This is a genomic window from Anabaena sphaerica FACHB-251 (assembly GCF_014696825.1).
In the GTDB taxonomy this organism is placed as follows: domain Bacteria; phylum Cyanobacteriota; class Cyanobacteriia; order Cyanobacteriales; family Nostocaceae; genus RDYJ01.
The window spans coordinates 92690-115567 of the sequence record NZ_JACJQU010000003.1; the positions used below are offsets into that span (position 1 = coordinate 92690).

Consider the following 22878-nt stretch of genomic DNA (forward strand, 5'->3'; position numbering starts at 1 on the left):
TCTAATCCTTAAGAAATTTTTTGATGTTTTCTACACTCTGTACCTGAAGAAGGGGTACTTTCAGCAGTTGGGGGGAAAGAGTTATTCAGGTATCCAAGACCAACCAAAGGGATTAAGAACAAATTTTTCGTGCATAATAGTCCCCAAATATCTAACATTTCTCTGATATTAAGCACTATTGAACATTATTCTAGTTTTTCTCAGGCAGATTTCTCGGTGGAACTAAGCGTCCTCGGTAAAATCGCCGTTCTAACCTACCCAAACCAAACCAAATCCCAGCACCGCTGATCACAACTAATGTAAGAAGACTAATAGTGAAAATATCCTTCTGATCATAAATAAACATCAGCAAGGGAAGCAACGCCCAAACCAACACAGTCAGCGCAGCAACTCCCACTCGTAACCGTTGCAAATTAGCCAGCGCAGTCCGGCAATTAGCACATTTTTCTGTGTGGGCGTGGTATCTGTCTAATAAATCTTCCTTCGATAATGGCGGTGATAAAGTCTTGCCCAAAAAAGGATCAACACTATATTGATTCACCCAAGAACGCAACTGAAAGACAAACATATCTGCCTTAGTTGGCAAATAAAACGCCTTAGTAAAATTGCTACTACCACCACTTTTTTGTAAATACCGTTCTTGATGGTGCAAGAAAATTTGGTCATCTTCTAAAACGCTATTTTGTCCAAGATGTGAATACCAGCGCGGAGTCAACTGCAAAAACAGTCCTGGTATTTTGGAAGAGAACTTGAAAGGAAAAATCGCAAATAATCGACATTCTCCCTTGCGTATAGGAGTGGCATAAACCACCGTTAAAGTCCTACCAAACTGTTTAGAAGTCAAGTCATGCCACATTAAACCAGGGGCAATAAAAGTAGTATATTGTTTTCCTAAAGTACCTTTGCGGGGTCCTTGTTCCCAAACTCCTTTAAATCCCCATTTTCCAGATTCTACAACTTCCAATTCCACAGGAGATACATTCGCTCGGTTGCCGACGGTACGGTGATGGGTGTAAGGAATGTGACTGGAATCAAGGACGTTTTCCATCAACGTCAAAGCATCATAGGGGATATCTCGAAAAGTATTCAGGCAAATCCAGCCGTCCGGTTCTTCGTCTAAAATGTCAACAATGGGAACCTTGGTTTTAGCTGCATTTTCCGCAGTACCAGGATAAACAAACAACATTCCTTGGCGAACTGTGGTCGGGAATGAAGCCACACAAGCACGTTGAGAAACTTCCGCTTTTCCTCCTTCAACCTGCTGGGGAATAATTGAACATTTTCCCGTTCCTGAAAAAGCCCAACCATGATAAGGACATTCTAACAATCCATCTTCGTTAATTCTGCCTTCCGATAGTGGCGCTAACCGATGGGGGCATTGGTCTAAAAATGCTCGCCACATCTGCTGTTTATTATCCCACCACAAAACAAGATCCCGTTCTAGCAAAGTGAAGCGAGTCGGCTGGGATTTGTCTAAATCTTCTACATAATGGACAGGATACCAAACCTCTTGCCAATCAAAGCGTTCTGGGTCGAGTCCACCAGCGGGGAGTGCTTCTGTTGTTATGGTTGGAGATGGGACTTGAGGAGATGCCTCTGACTGGATAATGCTGTTGGACATGGTGGAATCAACAATGATTTTGATTTTTTATCCACAACTAAAGTAACAATTTTTTAATCATCCTGGCAGGTAGATTTCAAAACTCAGCCGTTTGTCTAAAGTTGCATCAGTTAAAGCTAAAACATTTTAATACTATGGTAGTAGATACAGGAAAATGTGCAGCAGCTAAAGCAGCTTTGCGTCAAGCCCTGGCTGCTTGCGGTGGCAATACCAAGGACAAAAATGTAATTGCAGCAATTGAAAATCTCCAATCTCTCAACCCAACGACAGCACCAGCCCACAGTGGGAGTTTAATGGATAGTGAATGGTTGTTGATCAGTGCGCCGAATTTTCCTCAAGGTGAAAAACTTGCAGATGGCAGATATGCCTATACCTTGGGTCGTCTGGCTTTTAATATGTTTCAACCAACAAAACTAAAAGTTGTGATTGACCGCGTTTTTCAACCTGTGTTTCCATTAGGAAATGGAGAACTGCGAACTCATGATATTGTTGTTGAATTTACGACTATTGATGAATCTGTTCCTCAAATATCTGGGATTGTTCGCAACCAAGGAATTTGTCAATCTGTAAGTGATACGGTGCTGCAAGTGCAATTTACGGGAGGAATTTTAAAACCGCAATCTCCAACCAAAATGGAGGAGTGGAGGGTGGTTTTCGGTGAGCAAGGTAAGCCGGAAAAAAGAAGTTGGCAAGATATTTTGATGTCTGGTTTTTTGAGGTTGATGTTTGGTTTAGTTCCTCCGCAAACTATGAACCCTCAAACTGGAGAAATTTCGTTTATGATGAATCGTTCTCCCAAAGGACGTTTGGAAATCCTTTATCTAGATGAGGAATTGCGGATTACTCGTGGAGAAAAGGGAACTGTTTTAGTTTGTGAGCGACCATGAGTGTCAACTTAAGCTCAAATCGTTGTCCCACAGCCGTTTTACCCCACCCTTTAGTCCCCTCTCTAGCCCTTCCCCGCAAGAGGGTCTACTGTGTATACACCTCTTGGTTTGATTTCTCTACATTGTAAAAGATACCAAATGGGTTCTATAAATTTCAATAAGTCGGCTCGAAAAAACCAAGGTATGTAACAAAATGTAAAATTCCTGAAAGTCTCTTGCCTCTTGCCTTGCCATAACGACAATTTTCAACGCCTACCTACTTATCTAAGTACTAATATATGATAGCTGTAGCCCTAGATTTTTTACATATTAATTAATTTAGAGCTATTAATCAAACTGAACTGATAAAAGTTAACTTAAAATCAGTAAATCAGGACTTACGCAACTGGGATATGAGTAGGGTGCGTCAGACTGCATAAATCCTGTCAATAAACAGATCTGTGACATCTGACGCACCCTGCCAGAGATGTTTGATGTCACACTTGCGTAAGTCCTATAAATAAACAAATTTTGAAAAGTTAAGTAATATGGTTAAAATAATTTCACGTCAATACTTAGGTCAAGCCAATGTTTATGATCTTGGGGTTGAACAAGACCATAATTTTGCGATTAAAAATGGTTTAATTGCCTCTAATTGTTTCAATAAATCCCATTCTACTGCCTACGGTTATGTCACTTATCAAACGGCATATTTAAAAGCCAATTATCCATTAGAATATATGGCGGCGCTGTTAACAGCTAACAGTGGTGACACAGACAAAGTGCAGAAATATCTGAACAACTGCACAACTATGGGGATTGAAATTGATCCACCAGATATTAATCGTTCAGGGTTAGATTTTACCCCAGCAGAAGACAAAATTTTATTTGGATTTTCGGCGGTGCGAAATGTGGGACAAAATGCGATCGCTGGGATTTTAGAAGCGAGAGAAGAGGGAGGAGAATTTAAATCCCTGGGTGATTTTTGCGATCGCATTGATTTACGTGCTGTTAACCGTCGGACTTTAGAATCACTAATTCAATGTGGAGCATTTGACAAAATTGAACCCAACCGCCAACAATTAATTAGAGATTTAGAATTAGTCTATGATTGGGCGCAATCCCGCGCTAAAGATAGAGCTAGTGGACAGGGAAATCTCTTTGATTTCATGGGTGGTGGACTTACAAGTAATAATCAACAACCAGCTAAAAATGCTTTTGAATCTGCTCCCAAAGCTGAAGCAACTTTAGATTTTCCCCCCCAGGAAAAGTTGCGGATGGAAAAAGAATTATTAGGCTTTTATGTATCTGCACACCCACTGAAAAATATTAAACAATCATCATCTCTTCTTGCTCCCATTAACTTAGCACAGTTAGGAGAACAGAAAGATAATACCATGCTTTGTGCAGTTGTGATGCTGAATAACGTCAAAAAAGTGGTGACTAAAAAAGGTGATCCAATGGCAATTTTGCAAATAGAAGATTTAACAGCAGCATTAGAAGCAATTGTCTTTCCTAAAAATTATGAAAGAGTTAGTTCACTATTACAAGTTGATGCTAGATTAATCATTTGGGGAAAAGTAGACAAACGGGATGATCAAACTCAATTTATCGTTGAAGATGCAGAACAAGTTGAAAAAGTCCAGATGGTAGTAGTGGAATTAAATCCACAGGAAGCTGGTACTATCGATGTACAACATCGCCTCAGATCAATTTTGAAGGAACAATCAGGAGATAAAGATAAAGCCAAAGTCCCAGTAATTGGTATTGTACAAGCCGGAAACTCTCGTCAACTCGTGCGTTTTGGCAAGCAATTTTGGGTACAAGATTCTTTTTCAGCTGTGCAGTCTCTAAAAAATGCTCGATTCCCTGCTCATGTCAAACAACTGACGGATAATTCGTAATTAAGTCAGGAGTTAGAATATTTGTTAGTTATTCTCGTTCCCATACTCTGTATGGGAATGAATTCTAGAAGGCTCTGCCTTTAGTGAAACCACACACTCTGTCTCTGTCATGGCATTCCCAGTCAGCGACTGGGAACGAGATAACGCACAAAAGAGGTAAATATAAAATGTTAAAAACAATAGTGTTGATAATCATTGGTTTTTTACCGTCTCTATGGTCTTTGTGGGTGATTCGCAAAACCCAGCAGCGGACACGCACACGCAGCAGACAAATAGCTCACAACTATTCCCAGATCCAACAATATATTAGACCTGTTGAGGGCGATCGCTATTATCTAGAAGGTGTAGGTTATTTGGTAGGTGATATTAGTTGTAAATTTAATGCTCGATCTGGTTACGTCCGTTGTGCTGTCAATCCCAGCGGCCCTTGTCAGGACTGCCGTCACTATGAACAAAGAGACTTAGCTACTAGCGAAAAGCAAATTTAAAAATGTCCAAACAAATAGATCAAAAAAATCTGTTCAATTAGTAATGTCAAGACAAAAATGATTTTGGGGAGTAAACGCCATGACAATCTACTTTTATCATACTCGTGATCAATATGCTTGCTTTTCTAACTTTTCACCACATGGATTTATGTTAGATGATTTGTACTGGTTTACAAGTGAACATTACTTTCAAGCACAAAAATTTATTGGTACACATCATTTAGAAGCGATTCGACTTGTTAAAACTCCCAGAGACGCTGCAAAAATGGGTAGACAAAGAACTCGTCCTCTGCGTTCAGATTGGGAACAAGTTAAAGATGATATTATGAGAAAAGCAGTGCTATGTAAATTCTCTACCCATGTAGATATTAAGGAAATTTTGTTGTCTACAGGAAATGAGGAAATAGTAGAAAATTCACCAATAGATTATTATTGGGGTTGTGGATATGATGGTAGTGGTAAAAATATGCTGGGCAAAATTTTAATGGAAGTACGGGAAATAATCCGACTTAACTAAATACTCAGACTCAAAAAAATTGCTTAATTTCAAGTATAATATTATTATGATCAATTTTTATCCTAGCTAATAGACATCTCCGGTAATTAAATGTGCGTGCTTTGAAACCCTTGTAGAGACGTTCCGCCGGAACGTCTCTACCATATTTCCGGAGAGGTCTAATGGGTAAAATAGGTATTGTAGAGGTTGTCCTCGTAATTCATAAAATTTAAAGTAACTATCCGTAGATTAGGAGTTAAATTACTATGGCAGTCATAAATTTTATCTGAGTAAATCTATTACCTGTTGCCAGTTACCTGCCTCGAAGCCATGACAAATCAAATAGGAGCGCGATATGCTTACGTTACAAAAAACAAAGAAATATTACAAATGGTCTTGGGATGTATCTCTTGGGGGTGAATATGATGCCTGGGGTTGCAGTACCTACTTTATGGAAATCGATAGTAATTTATATGCCCATAGACAAATCGAAGTTTATGAAAATGGCAACGTATTATTTTATGATAAGAGCCATTTAGCAGATAATCATGGGATGCTATGCGATAAAAAATTAGATGATAAGAATATCGAAGAATTTGAAATTTCTCAGGTAGAATTTGAACAAATATGGCAAAGCAAAACTCCTATTAATAAATAATGAGAAAATGGGTAATCAGCTAAGTATATTACCCATCAGAAGGATGATTAACAAGTCATCAAATAGTAGATGATAACTCACCCACATTTGCTTCTATAAAGGAATTTAGCAAAGTCCATAAACGTAAATCAGTAAAATCAGGAATGGCCATGAATGTACCAACCTCTTCTAAGACTTGGGGATCATGGGTAGAGGCAATCCCAATAGTACAGATATCAGCAGCAACAGCAGCACGAATACCAGAAGGAGAATCTTCTAAAGCAATAGCTTGTTCTGCTGTAATTCCTAACTTATTAAGAGCAACTTTGTAGGGTTCAGGATCGGGTTTACCTGCTAGACAGTCATCTGCTAAAACAATGGTATGGAAAACTTCTTTAATTCCTAGAACTTCCAGCATAAATTCTGCATTTAACCTGGGGGCATTAGTAACTAATGCGCGTTGTATTTGATGTGTTTGAGTCCATGCTAACAGTTCAGAAAAACCGTCCAGGGGTCGCAAATGTGAAGCACGTTGACGGAAAAGGGCTTCTTTCTCATCGGCAAATTTTTGACCTGCTGCTAATGATAAATGCGGTAGAATATCTTTAACAATTTCTGGGTTTAGTCTCCCACTAATCCGGGATTTGTAGAAAGTTTCATCAATTTCTATGCTGCAACTTAACAGCATTTCTCTCCAAGCTTGGTAGTGTATGGGGTCAGTATTTACAATAGTGCCATCTAGATCAAAGAGAATTGCTGTCAGCATGATTTTTTGCTAAGTTGTAAAAAACTGTTAAGTTAATTTACTTAGTTTAACGTAAATTATCAATTAGATCACAGGGAACAGGGACTGGGGGCTGGGAAAAGGTTTTTACCCATTACCTTTTATTTACAGCATATTTTATCTGAGTGAGGTAAACAAGGGCGGGCAAGATGCCCACCCCACAAGATTTATAATATTAAGATGTGTACTTCATTTACTGACAAATAACTGTAAAAAAATGCCAGCTGCTACAACATCTTTTCATGTCGATGATCTCCTAGTGCAGATTTACAACTCTGAAACAGAAATGGCGCAGGATGTTGCCGAAATTGCACAGAAGTATTTATATAACCTGCTCCAAGCACAGGATACAATTGCTTTGTTATTAGCCACAGGAAATTCACAACTTAAATTTCTTGATGCTTTAATTGCTTTAGGTGAGATAGATTGGTCAAGGATAACCTTATTTCACCTTGATGAATATTTAGGAATTAATGCTGATCATCCTGCAAGTTTCCGGCGTTATTTGCGGGAGCGTGTAGAAAAACGGGTATTTCCACAGCAATTTCACTATATACAAGGGGATGCTTTAGAACCTGTTGCGGAGTGCGATCGCTATACCAAACTATTAAAAGCTCAACCGATTGATCTATGTCTTCTTGGTGTAGGAGAAAATGGACATTTAGCCTTTAATGATCCCGCTGTAGCAGATTTTGAAGATGCGGCTAGTGTCAAATTAGTGAAACTAGATCAAATCAACCGTCAGCAACAAGTCAAAACAGGATATTTTTCCAACTTAGAAACCGTTCCTCAATACGCCTTTACTGTGACTATTCCCATGATTTGTGCAGCTAAAAAAATTATCTGCCTAGCACCCGAAACACGCAAAGCCAAAATAGTAAAAGAGATGTTACACGGGTGTATTACTACAAATTGCCCAGCTTCAATTTTACGAAAACAACCACAAGCAAGCTTATTTTTAGATGTAAATTCTGCTAGTTAAGTATCTTAAAGTGCTACATTTTTTTTCTCCTTGGGAAGTTTTTCATCAACCTTGTAGAGACGTTATTGTAGAGATATTCCAGGGAACGTCTCTACATTCTTTTCACAGATTTCCCTTGTTTAACATAGTCTTGATTCAGCTTCCAACTAGACAAACAACCCTCCAAATATTGACAATCTTCACATTTAATTTCTTTTCCAGGATTCTGACATCCGCAGGGAAGATTGACAAAGCATTCATTAGGCTCTTTAGGAACCCAAGACTTTTTACATATAAAGTATAAAGTTGCTTCTTGGAGACAAACAATCAAATCTTGCACCATAATACCAATTCAAAATTGAAAATAGATGGCTTCCCAATTTCTTTGAGAAGTCGGGGATCTGGAATACTTATATTTCATATTTCACATCAACAGGAAAATCGTTACCTCATCCTTAAAGTAGGTATGTTTTCCCCCATAAGACATAATTCAAGCCCCTAGATTCTCCTGATATTAGCCTTACCAGTTTAGCAGTTAAGAAAACATTCGTTTTTTTGACTTTTATAGTTGTAGATAATCCTGGCTCAGTTGCAGTTAATTCTGGCTGAAGCACAATTATAGTTGCATTTAATCCTGGTTTGAAAGTGTGATGATTGCAGGTTTGAGCGATTAGCATTGCAGGTCGCTACAGCTATCCATTAGAGAAATAACAATCACCTAACAGATGACATATAGCTTCCTGGAAGCGTGGTATCATGGCTAAAGATTTCTTCAAACTTCCCTTGCGCTTCTACTCTACCTGCTTTCATGACAATAATCTGGTCAGAGCGACGCAACACAGAAGGACGATGAGAAACCACAAGACAAGTTGGTGTCCAAGGATTTTCTCCCTGTTCTGTATTCACAAATATCCGCGACCACAACGCCAATTCTGTCTCCACATCCAAGGCGCTGGAAAGGTCATCAAATACCATTAATTCCGGTTGACGAACAAACATCCGGGCGGCTGCTACTCGTTGCATTTGTCCACCAGAAAGCCGCACACCTTTAGAACCAACTAAAGTTTCTAGACTTTCATTCATAGTTGCTAAATCTTGCTCAAATACAGCCATGTTTAAAGCTGTTTCGATGTCAGAATCATCCTTAGATAATCCTAATAAAATATTTTCCCGCAAGGAATAACTAAAAAGTTGGGGAATTTGAGGAGTATAAGCACTGCGTGGGGGAACAAAGAAAGTAGCGGGATTTTCCACAATATTTCCATTCCAGGAAATTTCCCCACTTTGTTTAGGTAATAATCCTAATAACAGCCGCAGTAATGTAGTTTTTCCAGAACCAATCTGACCAGTAATTACAGTCAAACTACCGCGCTGAATTTCAAAGCTAATATCTGTAATTCCTTGGTTTGTACCAGGATAAATATAAGTTAGATGAGAAACTCTCAAAGATTGAAGATTATATCTCTCATTCCTCAAAGGTTGTTCTATTGCTGGTAAATCTTTCTGGCTACCATTCAGGTCATTTAGATAAAGTTGATTGGGGGCTACTAATGTATAAGCCGATGCACCAGATAGTAAACTAGCCATCCGATCAAAAGACACTTCTGTGTGTTTTGATAATGCCATGAAACCCCCAACAGAAGTAAAAAAGCTAGTCACAAATGATAGGTTATAAACAAATAAAGCAAAGTCCCCTACTGTTAACTGATTAACATCACTCTTCATTAATTGAGAAGCCAGGAGCAAAATTATCCCTGTTCCTAGATTCACCATATTTTGAAACGAAGAATTGAGAATAGCATTAAACAGGCTATCCTTAATCATTGTCTGGCGGCGTTGGTCATTTAAAGTGCGAAAATAATCCAGCACATTTTTTTCTGCGCCAGCTACTTTAATCGCTTGCACTGAACCAAATATTTCCCCTAAAATTCCTGTGACTTTTTCGGTAGCTTGGCGGCTGGCTTTTCTATACTTTTTAATCCGAGTTTCGGCTCGTTGAATAATTGCTACCATTGCTACTAAGGGCAGAAACACAAACAGCGTCATCTGCACGTTTATACTCAATAAAAACCCTATACAAAAAATACCAAATATTGCTTCTCCTGAGAGTTCTGATATCCATGCAATGTTGTCTTCTATTTGTTCGGCATCATCACGAAAATAGCTAATAATTTCCCCCTGAGATACAGTGGTTTCCGCCTCTTGATTAACAACCATTGGCTGTGCTGTGGGATTTTTAAATAGGCGGTCTAACAAATTATGTCGCAGTAATGATCGCATCAAAAAACGGTGTTGGGTTTTGGTAACTCGCCCCGCAAATATAACTGCAATATGTCCTAAATTCAAGACTAGTAATAATGCAATTAAAGCTAGAGGTGATAATCCTAATTGTGCCTCGTTTGTTAAACGATTGAAAAATTCCCGGATAATTAATCCAGGTAGGGCTGGCAAACCCGTAATTAAAATCCAGCAGATACTATCAAGGATGTATAGTTTTGGTTGGTAGCGAATAAGTTGCCATAATAATTCCCAATGTTTGCGCTTTTTTTTTGTCACCATGATAATTACGAGTTTGTAATTTGTAGAATTTTTTGTGAGTAAGATCCCCGACTGCTTTATTGAATCGTATCAGTAAATTATGATTTTTTGCCAGAAGTCGGGGATCTGAATGCTATGCTGAATCCTTACGATTTGCTTATATAAGATTGAGTTAGTTTCATCTTTTTAGATTAATAAATCGGAGCAGCCAGTTTGTAATAACTGGGCAAAACGCGATTTGGGATTTTTAATTAATTCTTCGCGTTGACCATATTCACTAATTCGACCTTGTTCTAAAATTAAGATTTGATTTGCTTTTTGTACGGTGGCTAAACGATGGGCAATAATTATGCCTGTACGTCCAGTTAGTAATTTATCAACTGCTGTTTCAATCAGTTTTTCGGTAATGGGATCGAGGCGTGAAGAGGCTTCATCTAATATCACTAAACCAGGATCTTTGAGAAACACGCGCGTAAATGCGAGTAACTGCGCTTGTCCGGCAGATAATCCGCTACTATCTGGTCCCAAGTTTGTATCTAAGCCTTGAGGTAATGAATGCAACCATTCTGATAATCCTAATATTTCTAAGGTTTCATAGATGCGTTCGTCGCTAATGTCCTGGTTAAAAAAGGTCAGGTTATTACGCACTGTTGTTTGAAACAGTTGTACATCCTGGGTGACTAATCCGATTTTTTGGGGTAAATCTGTTGAGTAAGTCTGGTTAATTGGTAAGCCTCCCAAGTGAATTGAGCCTGATTTTGGGTCATACAATCTCAGTAATAAGCGCGCGAGAGAAGATTTACCGCTACCTGTCCGTCCTAATAAACCTAATAGTTGTCCAGCAGGTAAATGAAAGGATATGTCTTGCAGTACCAAATCACCTTCTCCCGATTTCCGATCATTGTAGCTAAACCAAAGGTGATCAAAGGTTACGGAGAGTGCGCCTTGAGGAAGTCGTTGTTCGCCTCCTGCACTGAGTTGGGATTTTACTTGCAGTAAATCTTGAATGCGGTAAATACTGGCTTCTGCTTGTTGGAGTTCTTCAAATTGGTTGCGAATTTGCTCAATTGGTTCGCTGAGTAAGTTGGTGTAGTAGTAAAGTATATATACCGTACCGATAGTGATAATATTCTGACTCCAAAGGTAAGCACCGACGCTTAAAGCGATCGCAGTTCCTAAAGTAAAAATACCGTTCGTTGTACCCCACAGAATTGTACTGGCAAAGCGGGCTTTATGAAAGATGGGTAGCCAGCCTTGCAAAATTTTGTGGAAGCGTTGCATCACATAGCTTTTAGCTCCATTCGCTCGCACGTCTTCCATACCGGCGAGTTGTTCACCTACGAAACCGAAAAAATCAGCACTAATTTGGCGATAAGTTTGCCAATAAGGTACGGCTATGGAACGTAGACGGATTAAAGTAGATAATGCTGTTAGGCTAAAAAATGCGATCGCCAAACCAGCACGCCAATCTTCGGCAAATAGAACTACAATCACACCTGACATCAACAGCAAATTGCCCAAGATGTAAACGGTGAATTTGGAGAAGAATTGCGACAGAGTGTGAACATCACCGTCTACTCTCTCTAGTAATTCACCAGGTGTCGAGAATTTATGAAAGGATAAATCTAGTTTTAAGCAATGTTCAACTAAGTCAGCGCGTAAGGCGTTGGTGGCTCTCCAGGCGACGTTTTCACCGTAGTAGGTAGCAGCAATTGTGATCAGTTGGGTGACTAAAGCTACACCTAAAAATAGTAAGGCGGATATGAGTAAGTTCTGCCCTGAACCACCAGCAACAGCCGTATCAATGAAGTAACGCAGAATTTGGGGATTGACTAATTTTAATCCGATGCTGGCCAGGAGCGCGATCGCAAATTTTAAAACCCTTCCTTTTTGGGGTTTGAGATATTCTACAAGTAAGTTCCAGTATTGCTGTAGTCCGATTTTCATGGTGTAGGAGGGATGCGTACTAAGAGATGCGATCGCAATTTTCCTGGCATTTTGGGGGGTAACACATATCCATCTTTACTATCGTGATACATTTGGCTAAATTGCAACAATTCATTGATGTTTTCTTCTGTCAACTTAACAAAGTGATATGTATATTTTTGGGGACAAACAAATGTCACAACACAAGAGCGATCGCAAGTCCACAAACACTCCTCAGGCTGAATATTGATATTGTTGTAAACTGAATTGTTTTTTTGAGCTTCCAGAATCTTAATCAATAGTTGGTTTCCTTCAGCACGTTCATCTTCTTCATCGTGACCAAAAATAGCACTACAAGATTTACAAACAAATAAGGTATGAGGTGTCATAACTGATGAGTTACTAAAAACTACTTTAACTAATTCTTTTTATAATTCATTCATCAGGAATCTCTGGTGAGAATATTGGATAATTTAGTTAAATCTGTATATTACCAATGTTAAATTTTCAATGACTGATTTTGTGTAAATTATTAAAAATCTCACTTTTAACTCCTATTACAATTATAAATTATTAAGCGATAAATTAGCATAATTATCACTAACTCCATAAAATTCAAGGCGTGTTAATTAGATACTTAAATAAGTCATCCAAAATTGCATTTGCAGCTAAAATACTACTACCAATCCAATAACTTGGAACTAAATAAACTTTATTTTCTTTTACAGCTTTTAAATTTTTCCATAGGGGATTTGATTTAAGTTGCTCTAATTTCTTGTTGGCTGTTTCATTCTCTTGACTCGTATTTTCACCTGTCCAGACAAATATAACATCACCGTCTGCTTTTTCAATTAATTCATTACCAATAGAAACTTGAACTGAATTACCAAATAATTTTTTAGCCTCTGATGCAGCAATATTTTGGGATTCTGAACGTGATAATCCGGCATCTTGCAAAACAGTTCCACAGAAAGAATCAAGTAAATAAATGTTAATATTATTAGGATAAATTCTCACTACAGAAACTTTAATTTTTGATAAATTATCACCCATTTTCTGCTTAAATTCTGCAAGACGACGGTAATAATTTTTTATCACTCTTTTACCAACTTCCTGCCTACCTAAAGCCAAGCTAAAATTTGTAAATACCTCTTTCCATTGACTACTATTTTCAAATTTTAACAAAATTGTAGGAGCAATTTTTAAACTAAGAGAATAAATGTATTGTTGATAGTCAAGTCCTAAAATTAAATCAGGTTTAAGCACAAGAATACTTTCTAAATTAGGTTCACCAATTTGCCCAATGTTTTTCATTCCTATCAACTGGTCTTGTAAATATGATGAAAAATCTGAGATTACACTACCAACAGGTTTAATACCTAGTGCGATCGCATTTTCCAAGGAAGCTGGATCTAACGTCACAACTCTCTCTAATTTATCTGGAATACAGCTGATACCCGCAGCGTGTTCTACTTGACGACAAGCTGTATTTGTAATTTGGTGATTAACAGGTATAGAACCACCATAATGACAAGCGACGGTTACGATTAGAGTACACAATATTGTGAACACAAATCGCCACCAGTGAGTTAAGCTTTTGATTTTCATATCACTGTCATTCATGATGGAATATACCTGAAATTTCCTTAAAACTCTACAGCAATTGAACCAACAACTGTGAAAGGATCACCGGGGGCAATAGCTTCTCTATATTCGGCTGAACGGATGTAATTAATATCAAAAAGATTTTTGAAATTTAGAGCCGCTCGCCAATTATTTCTCTGGTAAAAAATGGCTGCATCTGTACGTACATAGCTAGGTAGTTGGAAAGTATTTTCTAGATCACCTTGACGTTCACCTACAAAAAACGCTCCTAGTCCCAATCCTAATCCTTGCAAGTTACCTTTTTGAAATTCATAAGTAGTCCAAAGGCTGGCAGAATTATAGGGAACATTGGCCAATCTATTGCCTTTTAGTCCTTCGTTACTTGTGGTGACTTTAGCATCAGTATAGGCATAGGAAGCGATAATATTCCAACCAGGAAGAATTTGCCCAGTTACATCAAGTTCAATACCTGTACTTTTCTGCTCTCCCACAGCAATACTAAAGCCTGTATTGTTTGGATCTACAGTAGCCACATTAGATTTAGTAATTTGATAAATAGCTAAATTAGTTACCAATTTGCTATCTAAAAATTCTCCACGAATGCCCGCTTCATACTGTGTACCACGTTCGGGATCTAATAAAGAACCATCAGCCCTTGTCGCAAAATTGGGTTGAAATGATTGACTATAGCTGGTATAAAGTGAGATGGGTTTAATAGGTTGGTACACTAAACCAACACGGGGCGTAAAAGCCGTATCGTATTGGTTGGAAGTTTCATCGTTAAATCTGCTTTCTTGGTCTACAAAATCAAACCTTCCACCTACCACTAATTTGAAATTGTCAGTTAAGGAAATTTGATCTTGTAAAAATAACCCTAAAGAACTGCTGGTATCTTTACTGTCCCGAACTACATTTGTCAGTTCTGAAAGAGACGGTCTAGCTATTTGGTTATAGATTGGGTTAAAAATATTAATGCTGGGAGTCAAGCCCGCAGGTAATCGTCTTTGAGTTCCTTCTGATGTTCTGTTGGCAAAGTCAACGCCAAACAAAAGAGTATGTGCTATAGAACCTGTTTTGAACTTACTGGTTAAATCAGTTTGGAAGGCATATTTTCTAGCAATATCGTCATTGGATCGGAAATTTCTGGTTACCTCTCCCGTTTCCTCATCTAATCCTAATTGATCTGCACGATAGTCAAAAGTATCAGTTGATAGGAATCTAAATGTATTGCGTAGTTTTAAATTTTCATTAAACCGATGTTCTAACAGATAGCTGGCACTAATTTCTTCTACCTTACTCACATCATCTGGTTCACCAAAAATTCGGTTGTAGGGAACATCAACAACTTTATTACCAATAGCTATCAGACCCCTATCAAAAGGTCTTTCATCATTCAAATAACTAAATTCCAAAGTTAAATCTGTTTGTTTACCTAGTTGTAAACTAACCACAGGTGCTAAGAATGTGCGTTCAATCCGTTGGTCAAAATTACGGAAAGTTCCTGAGTTTTCGTAAGCAGCATTCAATCTATAGCTGGCTGTTTTTTCTACATTTAAAGGACTAGAAATATCTATTGCCCCACGATAAAATGAGTGATTTCCGACTTGGAATTCAGCAGAGTAAAATGGTTGAAACAGGGGTTTTTTGGTAACTAAGTTAATTACTCCTCCTGGTTCTAGATTACCGTACAAAACTGAAGCTGGACCTTTGAGAACTTCTACCCGCTCTAAATTGGCAGTTTCATTAAAACCAGTGGCAAAGCCATTACTACCCAAGCCATTAGTGAGAATGTTGCCACCAAAAGAACTGGAAAAACCACGAATTACAAAATTATCTTTTGTACCACCAAAAGTATCACCAGTGTTAACTCCACTGACGTTACGAACTGCATCATTCAGTCTAATGGCTTGTTGGTCTTTTAATACTTGTTCAGGAACTACTTGTATTGATTGAGGGGTATCCCTGAGTGCTGTATCAGTTCTAGTGGCAGTGGTAGCATCAATTACGCGATATCTATCTTGTTCACCTGTAACTATCAATTCAATAGGTTGATCACTCTGGGCTGTTGGTTGTTCGGGTTGAGTTTGATTTTCTGACTGGGGGGTTGGTGTGGATTCGGTTTCTGGTTGAGTTGTAGGTGTTTCTGTTTGAGAAGTGGATGCAGTTGAGGCAACACCAAAAATTAAACCTTCGTCACTATCAAATAGTTCTACTTTGGGTGTATTATCTGTTCCTGTAACAGTAAATCTAATGGTGTTGGTATTAAAGTTACTAACTGTAATGTCGCTAATTCCAGCAGTCGGTTGTTTTTGGCTAACTGTATCACCATTGGGTAGACTGAGTTGGGCTGAGGGAATATCTACAATGAATGTGTTACCATCTTTTTTCGATGATACTTGTAATTTGTCACCTTCTTGAGTAGCTAAGATGATTTCTAATCCATTGCTAGTGGTGTTAAATTTAACTTCACTAATTTTAACTAATGTTTGACTTTGCTGTGTTGGAGTGGTAGCAGATACGACGGGTGCAAGTTCAAAAATTAAGCCTTCATCACCATCAAATAATTCTGCGGTTGGTACACCTTTTTCACCTGTAACTGTTAGTTGGACGGTGTTAGCGTTTGTTTGGGTAACACTAACATTGGTAATACCTGCAACTGGATTTTTTTGGTTAAAACTGTTTTGTGTACCTAGTGATAGGACTGTTTTGGGTATCTCTACTATAAAATTGCTGCCTTGGCTTTTATTAACTGGCTTGAGTGCTTCTATATTAGGACTTTGTAAAATTACTTCAATGCCTTTATCAGTGGTATTAACTTTAATACCTGTAATTTTTGCAACTGACGTATTGCCTTTTTGTGCTAGTAATTGCGCTGCACTACTTGAATAATGTTCTTTGTCTTCAACGCTAGATTTTTCTTTTGTTTGCTGTTCTGCATAGGCTGGTTGTACTAAGCTGCCGATAACAGCTAGTGCTAATCCTACTAAACGTATCTCATTCATTAACTCAAACTTCATTTCCGTTACTCCTTCCCCTACACCTGTAAACAGAATTTTCCCTAAGTGTTGTAGTTGTGCGTTTCCACATCTATGCAGAAACCTTCACAGCTAAACTGTGACGCAAAACTTTGTTGATAGTAGTTTACCTCTTATACAGAATTATTTTCACTAACTAACTGCTATTTATTTGCATTTAGGGTAATCGCTATTAAGAAGTATTATCATAAAGATTTTGACAAAGCAAGTATTTTTTCAGACTGTCTATAGATTTAATGACTTAAGGGGACGCTATGGACTGGATGAATTTTGGACTAAAATACTGATTTATAAGGCTTTTAGGCGATTATATAGAATTTTGGATTGTAACTTTTAATTCATCATACTGTGATATTAGAGTTTGTCATCTACCTTAAGCGGTAATTCAGGAGGGTGCAAAAAACTTATGTATAGCCAAAATAGTGATAAATTTTATTAATAAGTTAATGATTGTAATTTTCAACTAATTGCTATAAGGTGAATTGGGTAATTGAAAATAAATAGCAATAATTGCTTGCTAACTGGAAGCCAGTGACTAACTAGACGCAAGCAAATGAGACGTTGCTAATACCTGCAAACTGACAGGTCCGCACTGGGGCGTTAGCTCTTTGTTAAGGTTTTTCAACTTGCTTCAATTCAATTTTCTTGTGTGCATCGAGGCTGAGAAAGTAAAATGACTCAATCTGTTAATGATTTTTCTACGCTTGTAGAGTTACTGCGTTACAGGTCTTTGGAACAACTAAATACTGAGGCTTTTACTTTTCTGCCAGATGGAGAAGCACAGGGAAAGTCTTGGACTTATGCAGATTTGGACTGTCAAAGTAGAGCAATCGCTGTTCAATTACAGGCATTAAAATTAACTGGTGAACGTGCGTTACTCCTGTACCCACCAGGACTAGATTACCTAGCTGCTTTCTTCGGTTGTTTGTATGCTGGAGTGGTAGCAGTTCCCGCTTATCCACCACGCAACCACCGCAATACACCGAGAATTTTAGCAATTTTAAAAGATGCACAAGCCGCAGTTATCCTGACCACATCAGGAATATTGTCACAGGTGCAAACTTTACTTAAAGATAAATTTGATACAGATAATATTCATTGGCTGACCACCGATAACCTTGATCTCGGCATAGAAGCAGATTGGCAAGAACCTGTAATTAATCTAGAAACTCTAGCCTTTTTACAATATACTTCTGGTTCTACTGGCACACCTAAAGGTGTAATGCTCAGTCATGGTAATTTGTTACACAATGCTGAAGTTACCCGCCAATACATGGAACATACAGCTAGTAGTCAATTTATTACTTGGCTACCTGCTTATCATGACATGGGATTGATTGGCGGTATACTGCAACCTTTGTATGGTGGTTTTCCTTGTATCATGATGCCACCCGCATCCTTTCTGCAACGTCCCTATCGGTGGTTAAAAACAATTTCTGATTATAGAGGAACTACCAGTGGCGCTCCTAACTTTGCCTACGAGCTATGTATTGAAAAAATCACCCCAGAACAACGGTCAACACTAGATTTAAGTAGTTGGACTGTTGCTTTTAACGGTGCTGAACCAATTCGTCAGGAAAGTCTAGAACGATTTGCTCAGACCTTTGCTGAATGCGGTTTTCGTCCAGAAGCTTTTTATCCTTGCTATGGCATGGCAGAAGCAACCTTAATGGTTTCTGGTAGCGTTAAATCTGCGTTAGTCAGAACTAAGACATTACAAAAAACCGCTTTAGAATGCAATCATGTAATTGATGATGCTGCTAACGCAGATAACGGCATTCAAATAGTTAGCTGTGGTCAAGTTGTACCGCAACAACAAATTGTTATTGCTAACCCAGACACCTTAACCTGTTGTGCAAGCGATGAAATTGGGGAAATCTGGGTATCAGGTCCGAGTATTGGTCATGGTTACTGGAACCATCCAGAGGAAACAGAGCAAACATTCCACGCATATCTGCAAGATACGGGAGCCGGTCCATTTTTGCGGACTGGAGATTTAGGATTTCTGCATGATGGTGAACTCTTCATTACTGGACGAGCAAAAGATTTAATTATTATCAGAGGTCGTAACCTTTACCCCCAAGATATTGAACTCACAGCAGAACGCAGTCATCAAATGTTGCGTGCAGGAAGCGTTGCTGCTTTTGCGGTGGAGGTAGAAAAAGAAGAACAGTTAGTAGTAGTTCAAGAATTAGAATTTCGTGCTAAACCAAATATAGAAGAAGTGACCGCTGCTATTAGAAAAGCAATTACAGAAGAACATGAAATACAAGTTTATGCAGTTGTCTTAATCAAAGCTGGTACTATTCCTAAAACATCCAGTGGCAAAATTCAACGTCGTGCTACAAAAGCCAGATTTTTAGAAGATACATTAGAAATTGTTGGTAGCAGCATTCTGGAAATTAGCCAAACAACAGAAGCAGAGGAAGTTCTCACACGCAGCGAATTACTAGCAGTAGCACCAGAACAAAGACAACAACTATTAAATTCTCACTTACAAAAATTAGTAGCTAGGGTTTTGAGGGTCAAACCTGAACAGGTAGCTTTTCAAAAACCTTTGAGTAGTTTAGGTTTAGATTCTCTGAAAGTATTTGAGTTAAAAAATCGCATAGAAGTTGATTTTAAGGTAGCTATATCTGTAGCTGAATTATTTGATGGTGCTGGTATTGCTGAGTTGATAAACAACATACTAGACCAAATTAATAGCAACCGTACTCATGTATACTTGCCTATTTCTAAAGTTGAGAGAAATACTCATCAATATCCACTAACCTTTACTCAACAACAATTATGGTTTATTAATCAACTGCAACCGGGAACAGCTACCTATAATATTCCTGTAGCGGTTCATATTCCTGGAAGTTTGAATTTTTCGGCTTTGGTTAATAGTCTTAATGCTATTATTCAAAGACATGAAATTTTACGCACCAGCTTTGCATTAGTAGATGGTGAACCTGTTCAGAAAGTTGTCGATGTTGTTAATTTCACTGTACTGCAAGTCGATTTACAGCATCTTGACCAGCAACAGCAAGAGATTGAGGTTAAAACATTATCTTTACAAGAAGCTCAGTCATCTTTTGATTTAGGAACAGCGCCGTTATTACGAGCAAAACTGCTAAAATTAAACCCAGAAAAGTCAATATTAATATTGACATTACATCACTTAGTTGGTGATGGTTTGTCAATCAATATTTTAGTTAAGGAACTATCAACTATTTATCAGGCTTTATGTGCTGGTCAACCTTCTCCTTTATCAGAATTGTCTTTGCAATATAGTGATTTTGTGTATTGGCAACGCAATTATTTACAAAGAAAAGTTTTAGAACAGCATTTAGGTTATTGGCAACAACAGTTAAGCGGTAATTTACCTATTTTACAACTACCTAAAGACAGAACTAGACCACCTATACAAACTTTTAAAGGAGCGCAACAGAAGTTTGTAATTCCCAAAAACTTAACTGAAGAAATTAAACAGTTAAGCAAAGGAGAAGATGCTACTTTATTCATGACCTTGTTAGCGACATTTCAAACTTTATTATACCGCTACACAGGTCAAGAAGATATTCTTGTTGGTTCACCAATTGCTAACCGTAACCGTGCTGAAATAGAACAGTTAATTGGCTGTTTTGTCAATACTTTAGTATTGCGGACAAATTTATCAGGAAATCCCAGCTTTAAAGAATTGTTAGCACGAGTCAGAAAAACCGCGATTGAGGCATATACTCATCAAGATTTACCTTTTGAAAAGTTAGTAGAAGCCTTACAGCCAAATCGGGATTTGAGCTATAACCCACTGTTCCAAGTAATGTTTGTACTTCAGAATGCTGATGCAGATGCAATTTGGAAAACTGAGGAATTGGAGACAGAAACAGCTAAGTTTGATCTCCTGCTATCAATGATTGAAAGTGAGGAAGGATTAACAGGAACTCTGGAATATAATACTGATTTATTTAACGCTGATACCATTAGCAGAATGAGCGGACATTTTCAAACTTTGCTAGAAGGTATAGTGAAGAATGTTAATCAGTATATTTCCGAGTTACCAATTTTGACACCTCCTGAACGTCAAACATTGTTAGTAGAGTGGAATAATACTCAAGTTGAATATCCTGAATTTGCTTGTATTCATCAACTATTTGAAGCACAGGTAGAAAAGACACCGGATGCTGTAGCAGTAGTATTTGAGAATCAACAACTTACCTATCAGGAATTAAACAAAAAAGCTAATCAACTAGCACATTACCTGCAAAGTTTAGGCGTGAAACCAGATACCTTGGTAGGTATTTGTGTGGAACGCTCTCTAGAAATGGTAGTAGGGATTTTGGGAATATTAAAAGCGGGTGCGGCTTATGTGCCATTAGACCCTACGTACCCAATTGATCGTCTTAGTTTCGTCCTAAAAGATGCTCAGTTAAAATTCGTCCTCACTCAACAAAAACAAAGCCATAAATTAACCACAGATACAACAGAATTAATCTGCCTAGATACTGATTGGGAAAGTATCTGTCAACAAAGTCAAGTGAATGCCACAAGTAATACTACACCTGCATCCTTGGCGTATATTATTTACACTTCCGGTTCAACAGGTAAACCCAAAGGCGTTTTAGTCAATCACGCTAACGTTGTGCGCTTGTTTGCTGGAACTGATGCCTGGTTTAAGTTCAATCAGCAGGATGTGTGGACTTTATTCCACTCTATTGCTTTCGACTTCTCAGTGTGGGAAATTTGGGGTGCTTTGCTGTATGGTGGTTGTTTAGTTGTTGTTTCCTATGAAGTCAGTCGCTCTCCCCAAGCTTTCTATGAGTTATTGTCTGAACACAAGGTGAAAGTTCTTAACCAAACTCCCTCAGCTTTCAGACAATTAATACAGGTTGATAAATCTGTGGAGACTGCTAAAAAATTACAACATCTCAGATATGTAATTTTTGGTGGTGAGGCTTTAGAACTGCAAAGTTTGCAGCCGTGGTTTGAGCAGTATGGAGATAAGTCACCAGCGTTAGTCAATATGTACGGTATTACAGAAACAACCGTACACGTTACTTACCGCTCATTAACTTGTACAGATATAACTCAGGCGCAAGGAAGTGTGATTGGTAATCCCATTCCTGACTTGCAAGTTTATCTACTAGACCGATATCAGCAACTTGTACCAATGGGAGTTCCAGGTGAAATGTACGTTGGTGGTGCTGGTTTGGCGCGGGGTTATTTAAATCGCCAAGAACTCACACAGCAGCGATTTATTTCTAACCCATTTGTACCTGGAACGCGGCTTTATCGTACTGGAGATTTGGCACGATATTTACCAAATGGTGAATTAGAATACTTAGGTCGGATTGATAATCAAGTCAAAATTCGTGGTTTCCGCATCGAGTTGGGAGAGATTGAGGCAATACTGAGTCAATACCCAAGAGTCAGAGAAACGGTGCTTTTAGTTAGGGAAGACATATCAAATGATCGTCGTTTGCTTGCCTACATAGTTCCTGATCAAAAGGCTGACTTTTCTGTGAATGAATTAAGGCATTTTCTCAAAGAAAAACTGCCGGAATATATGCTTCCTTCTGCGTTTCTAGTTTTAGAAGCATTACCGTTGACACCTAATGGCAAAGTAGACCGTCGAGCTTTACCAGCACCGGATAATTTACGTCCAGAATTAGCCAATAATTATCAAGCTCCTGAATCTGATGTAGAAAAATCAATTGCTAAAGTTTGGCAACAGGTATTACAATTAGAGAAAGTTGGTGTTAATGATAATTTCTTTGACCTGGGTGGACATTCTTTGTTAGTTGTACAGCTAAACAATAAACTCAGAGAAATTTTGCACCGGGATTTATCAGTTGTAGAAATTTTTCAAAATCCCACTATTAAGTCTTTGGCGGAACATTTAAGCAAAAAGGCAGAAGCACCAGCAACTTTAGGAAAAATGCGCGAAAGAGTTGGTAAACAAAAAGAAGCTCTGAGCCAACGCAATCAATTATTAATGAAGCAACGCAAACAGTTTAATTAATTTGATTCGTCAT

The 22878-nt window shown here is 38.2% G+C and carries 14 protein-coding genes; 7 read left to right on the top strand and 7 right to left on the bottom strand.

Going from position 1 to position 22878, the window contains the following annotated elements; genetic code table 11:
* Positions 1-190 precede the first annotated feature (190 nt).
* Positions 191-1621, bottom strand: coding sequence for an aromatic ring-hydroxylating dioxygenase subunit alpha (locus H6G06_RS07580; RefSeq protein ID WP_190558678.1), 1431 nt, complete (start codon positions 1619-1621; stop codon positions 191-193).
* A gap of 134 nt (positions 1622-1755) precedes the next feature.
* Between H6G06_RS07580 and H6G06_RS07585 the strand changes: the two genes are divergently transcribed.
* The 5 genes from H6G06_RS07585 (at position 1756) to H6G06_RS07605 (ending at position 6033) form a co-directional block, all read left to right on the top strand.
* A complete protein-coding gene (locus tag H6G06_RS07585; RefSeq protein ID WP_190558680.1) occupies positions 1756-2508 on the top strand; it encodes a PAP/fibrillin family protein in 753 nt (250 codons plus the stop codon).
* 527 nt (positions 2509-3035) lie between these two features.
* Positions 3036-4391, top strand: a complete 1356-nt coding sequence (locus H6G06_RS07590) for a helix-hairpin-helix domain-containing protein (protein ID WP_190558681.1) — start codon at positions 3036-3038, stop codon at positions 4389-4391.
* 167 nt (positions 4392-4558) lie between these two features.
* Positions 4559-4879 carry a DUF6464 family protein gene (locus H6G06_RS07595; RefSeq protein ID WP_190558683.1) on the top strand — a complete coding sequence of 107 codons (321 nt, stop codon included), beginning with the start codon at positions 4559-4561 and terminating at the stop codon, positions 4877-4879.
* Between the two features lie 79 nt (positions 4880-4958).
* Positions 4959-5396, top strand: coding sequence for an NADAR family protein (locus tag H6G06_RS07600; protein ID WP_190558685.1), 438 nt, complete (start codon positions 4959-4961; stop codon positions 5394-5396).
* 334 nt (positions 5397-5730) lie between these two features.
* Complete coding sequence (locus H6G06_RS07605; RefSeq protein WP_190558687.1) at positions 5731-6033, top strand: hypothetical protein; 303 nt, start codon at positions 5731-5733, stop codon at positions 6031-6033.
* Between the two features lie 58 nt (positions 6034-6091).
* Here the strand turns inward: H6G06_RS07605 and H6G06_RS07610 are convergent, their stop codons facing one another.
* Positions 6092-6778 carry an HAD family hydrolase gene (locus tag H6G06_RS07610; protein ID WP_190558689.1) on the bottom strand — a complete coding sequence of 229 codons (687 nt, stop codon included), beginning with the start codon at positions 6776-6778 and terminating at the stop codon, positions 6092-6094.
* Positions 6779-7013: 235 nt separating this feature from the next.
* On the opposite strand from H6G06_RS07610, the gene H6G06_RS07615 reads away from it, so the two are divergent.
* A complete protein-coding gene (locus H6G06_RS07615; RefSeq protein ID WP_190558690.1) occupies positions 7014-7778 on the top strand; it encodes a glucosamine-6-phosphate deaminase in 765 nt (254 codons plus the stop codon).
* Positions 7779-8471: 693 nt separating this feature from the next.
* Here the strand turns inward: H6G06_RS07615 and H6G06_RS07620 are convergent.
* The 5 genes from H6G06_RS07620 to H6G06_RS07640 all read right to left on the bottom strand — a co-directional run bounded on the left by H6G06_RS07620 (position 8472) and on the right by H6G06_RS07640 (position 16843).
* Positions 8472-10316 (bottom strand): ATP-binding cassette domain-containing protein, encoded by a 1845-nt coding sequence (locus H6G06_RS07620; protein ID WP_190558691.1) that lies wholly within the window; start codon positions 10314-10316, stop codon positions 8472-8474.
* 165 nt (positions 10317-10481) lie between these two features.
* Positions 10482-12242 (bottom strand): ABC transporter ATP-binding protein, encoded by a 1761-nt coding sequence (locus H6G06_RS07625; RefSeq protein WP_190558693.1) that lies wholly within the window; start codon positions 12240-12242, stop codon positions 10482-10484.
* Positions 12239-12610, bottom strand: coding sequence for a DUF1636 family protein (locus H6G06_RS07630; RefSeq protein ID WP_190558695.1), 372 nt, complete (start codon positions 12608-12610; stop codon positions 12239-12241). Before H6G06_RS07630 ends, H6G06_RS07625 begins: the two co-directional genes overlap by 4 nt.
* Positions 12611-12836: 226 nt before the next feature.
* Positions 12837-13844 (bottom strand): iron-siderophore ABC transporter substrate-binding protein, encoded by a 1008-nt coding sequence (locus tag H6G06_RS07635; RefSeq protein WP_190558697.1) that lies wholly within the window; start codon positions 13842-13844, stop codon positions 12837-12839.
* 23 nt (positions 13845-13867) lie between these two features.
* Positions 13868-16843, bottom strand: coding sequence for a TonB-dependent siderophore receptor (locus H6G06_RS07640; RefSeq protein ID WP_190558699.1), 2976 nt, complete (start codon positions 16841-16843; stop codon positions 13868-13870).
* A gap of 691 nt (positions 16844-17534) precedes the next feature.
* Between H6G06_RS07640 and H6G06_RS07645 the strand changes: the two genes are divergently transcribed.
* Complete coding sequence (locus H6G06_RS07645; protein ID WP_190558701.1) at positions 17535-22865, top strand: non-ribosomal peptide synthetase; 5331 nt, start codon at positions 17535-17537, stop codon at positions 22863-22865.
* Positions 22866-22878: the final 13 nt, after the last annotated feature.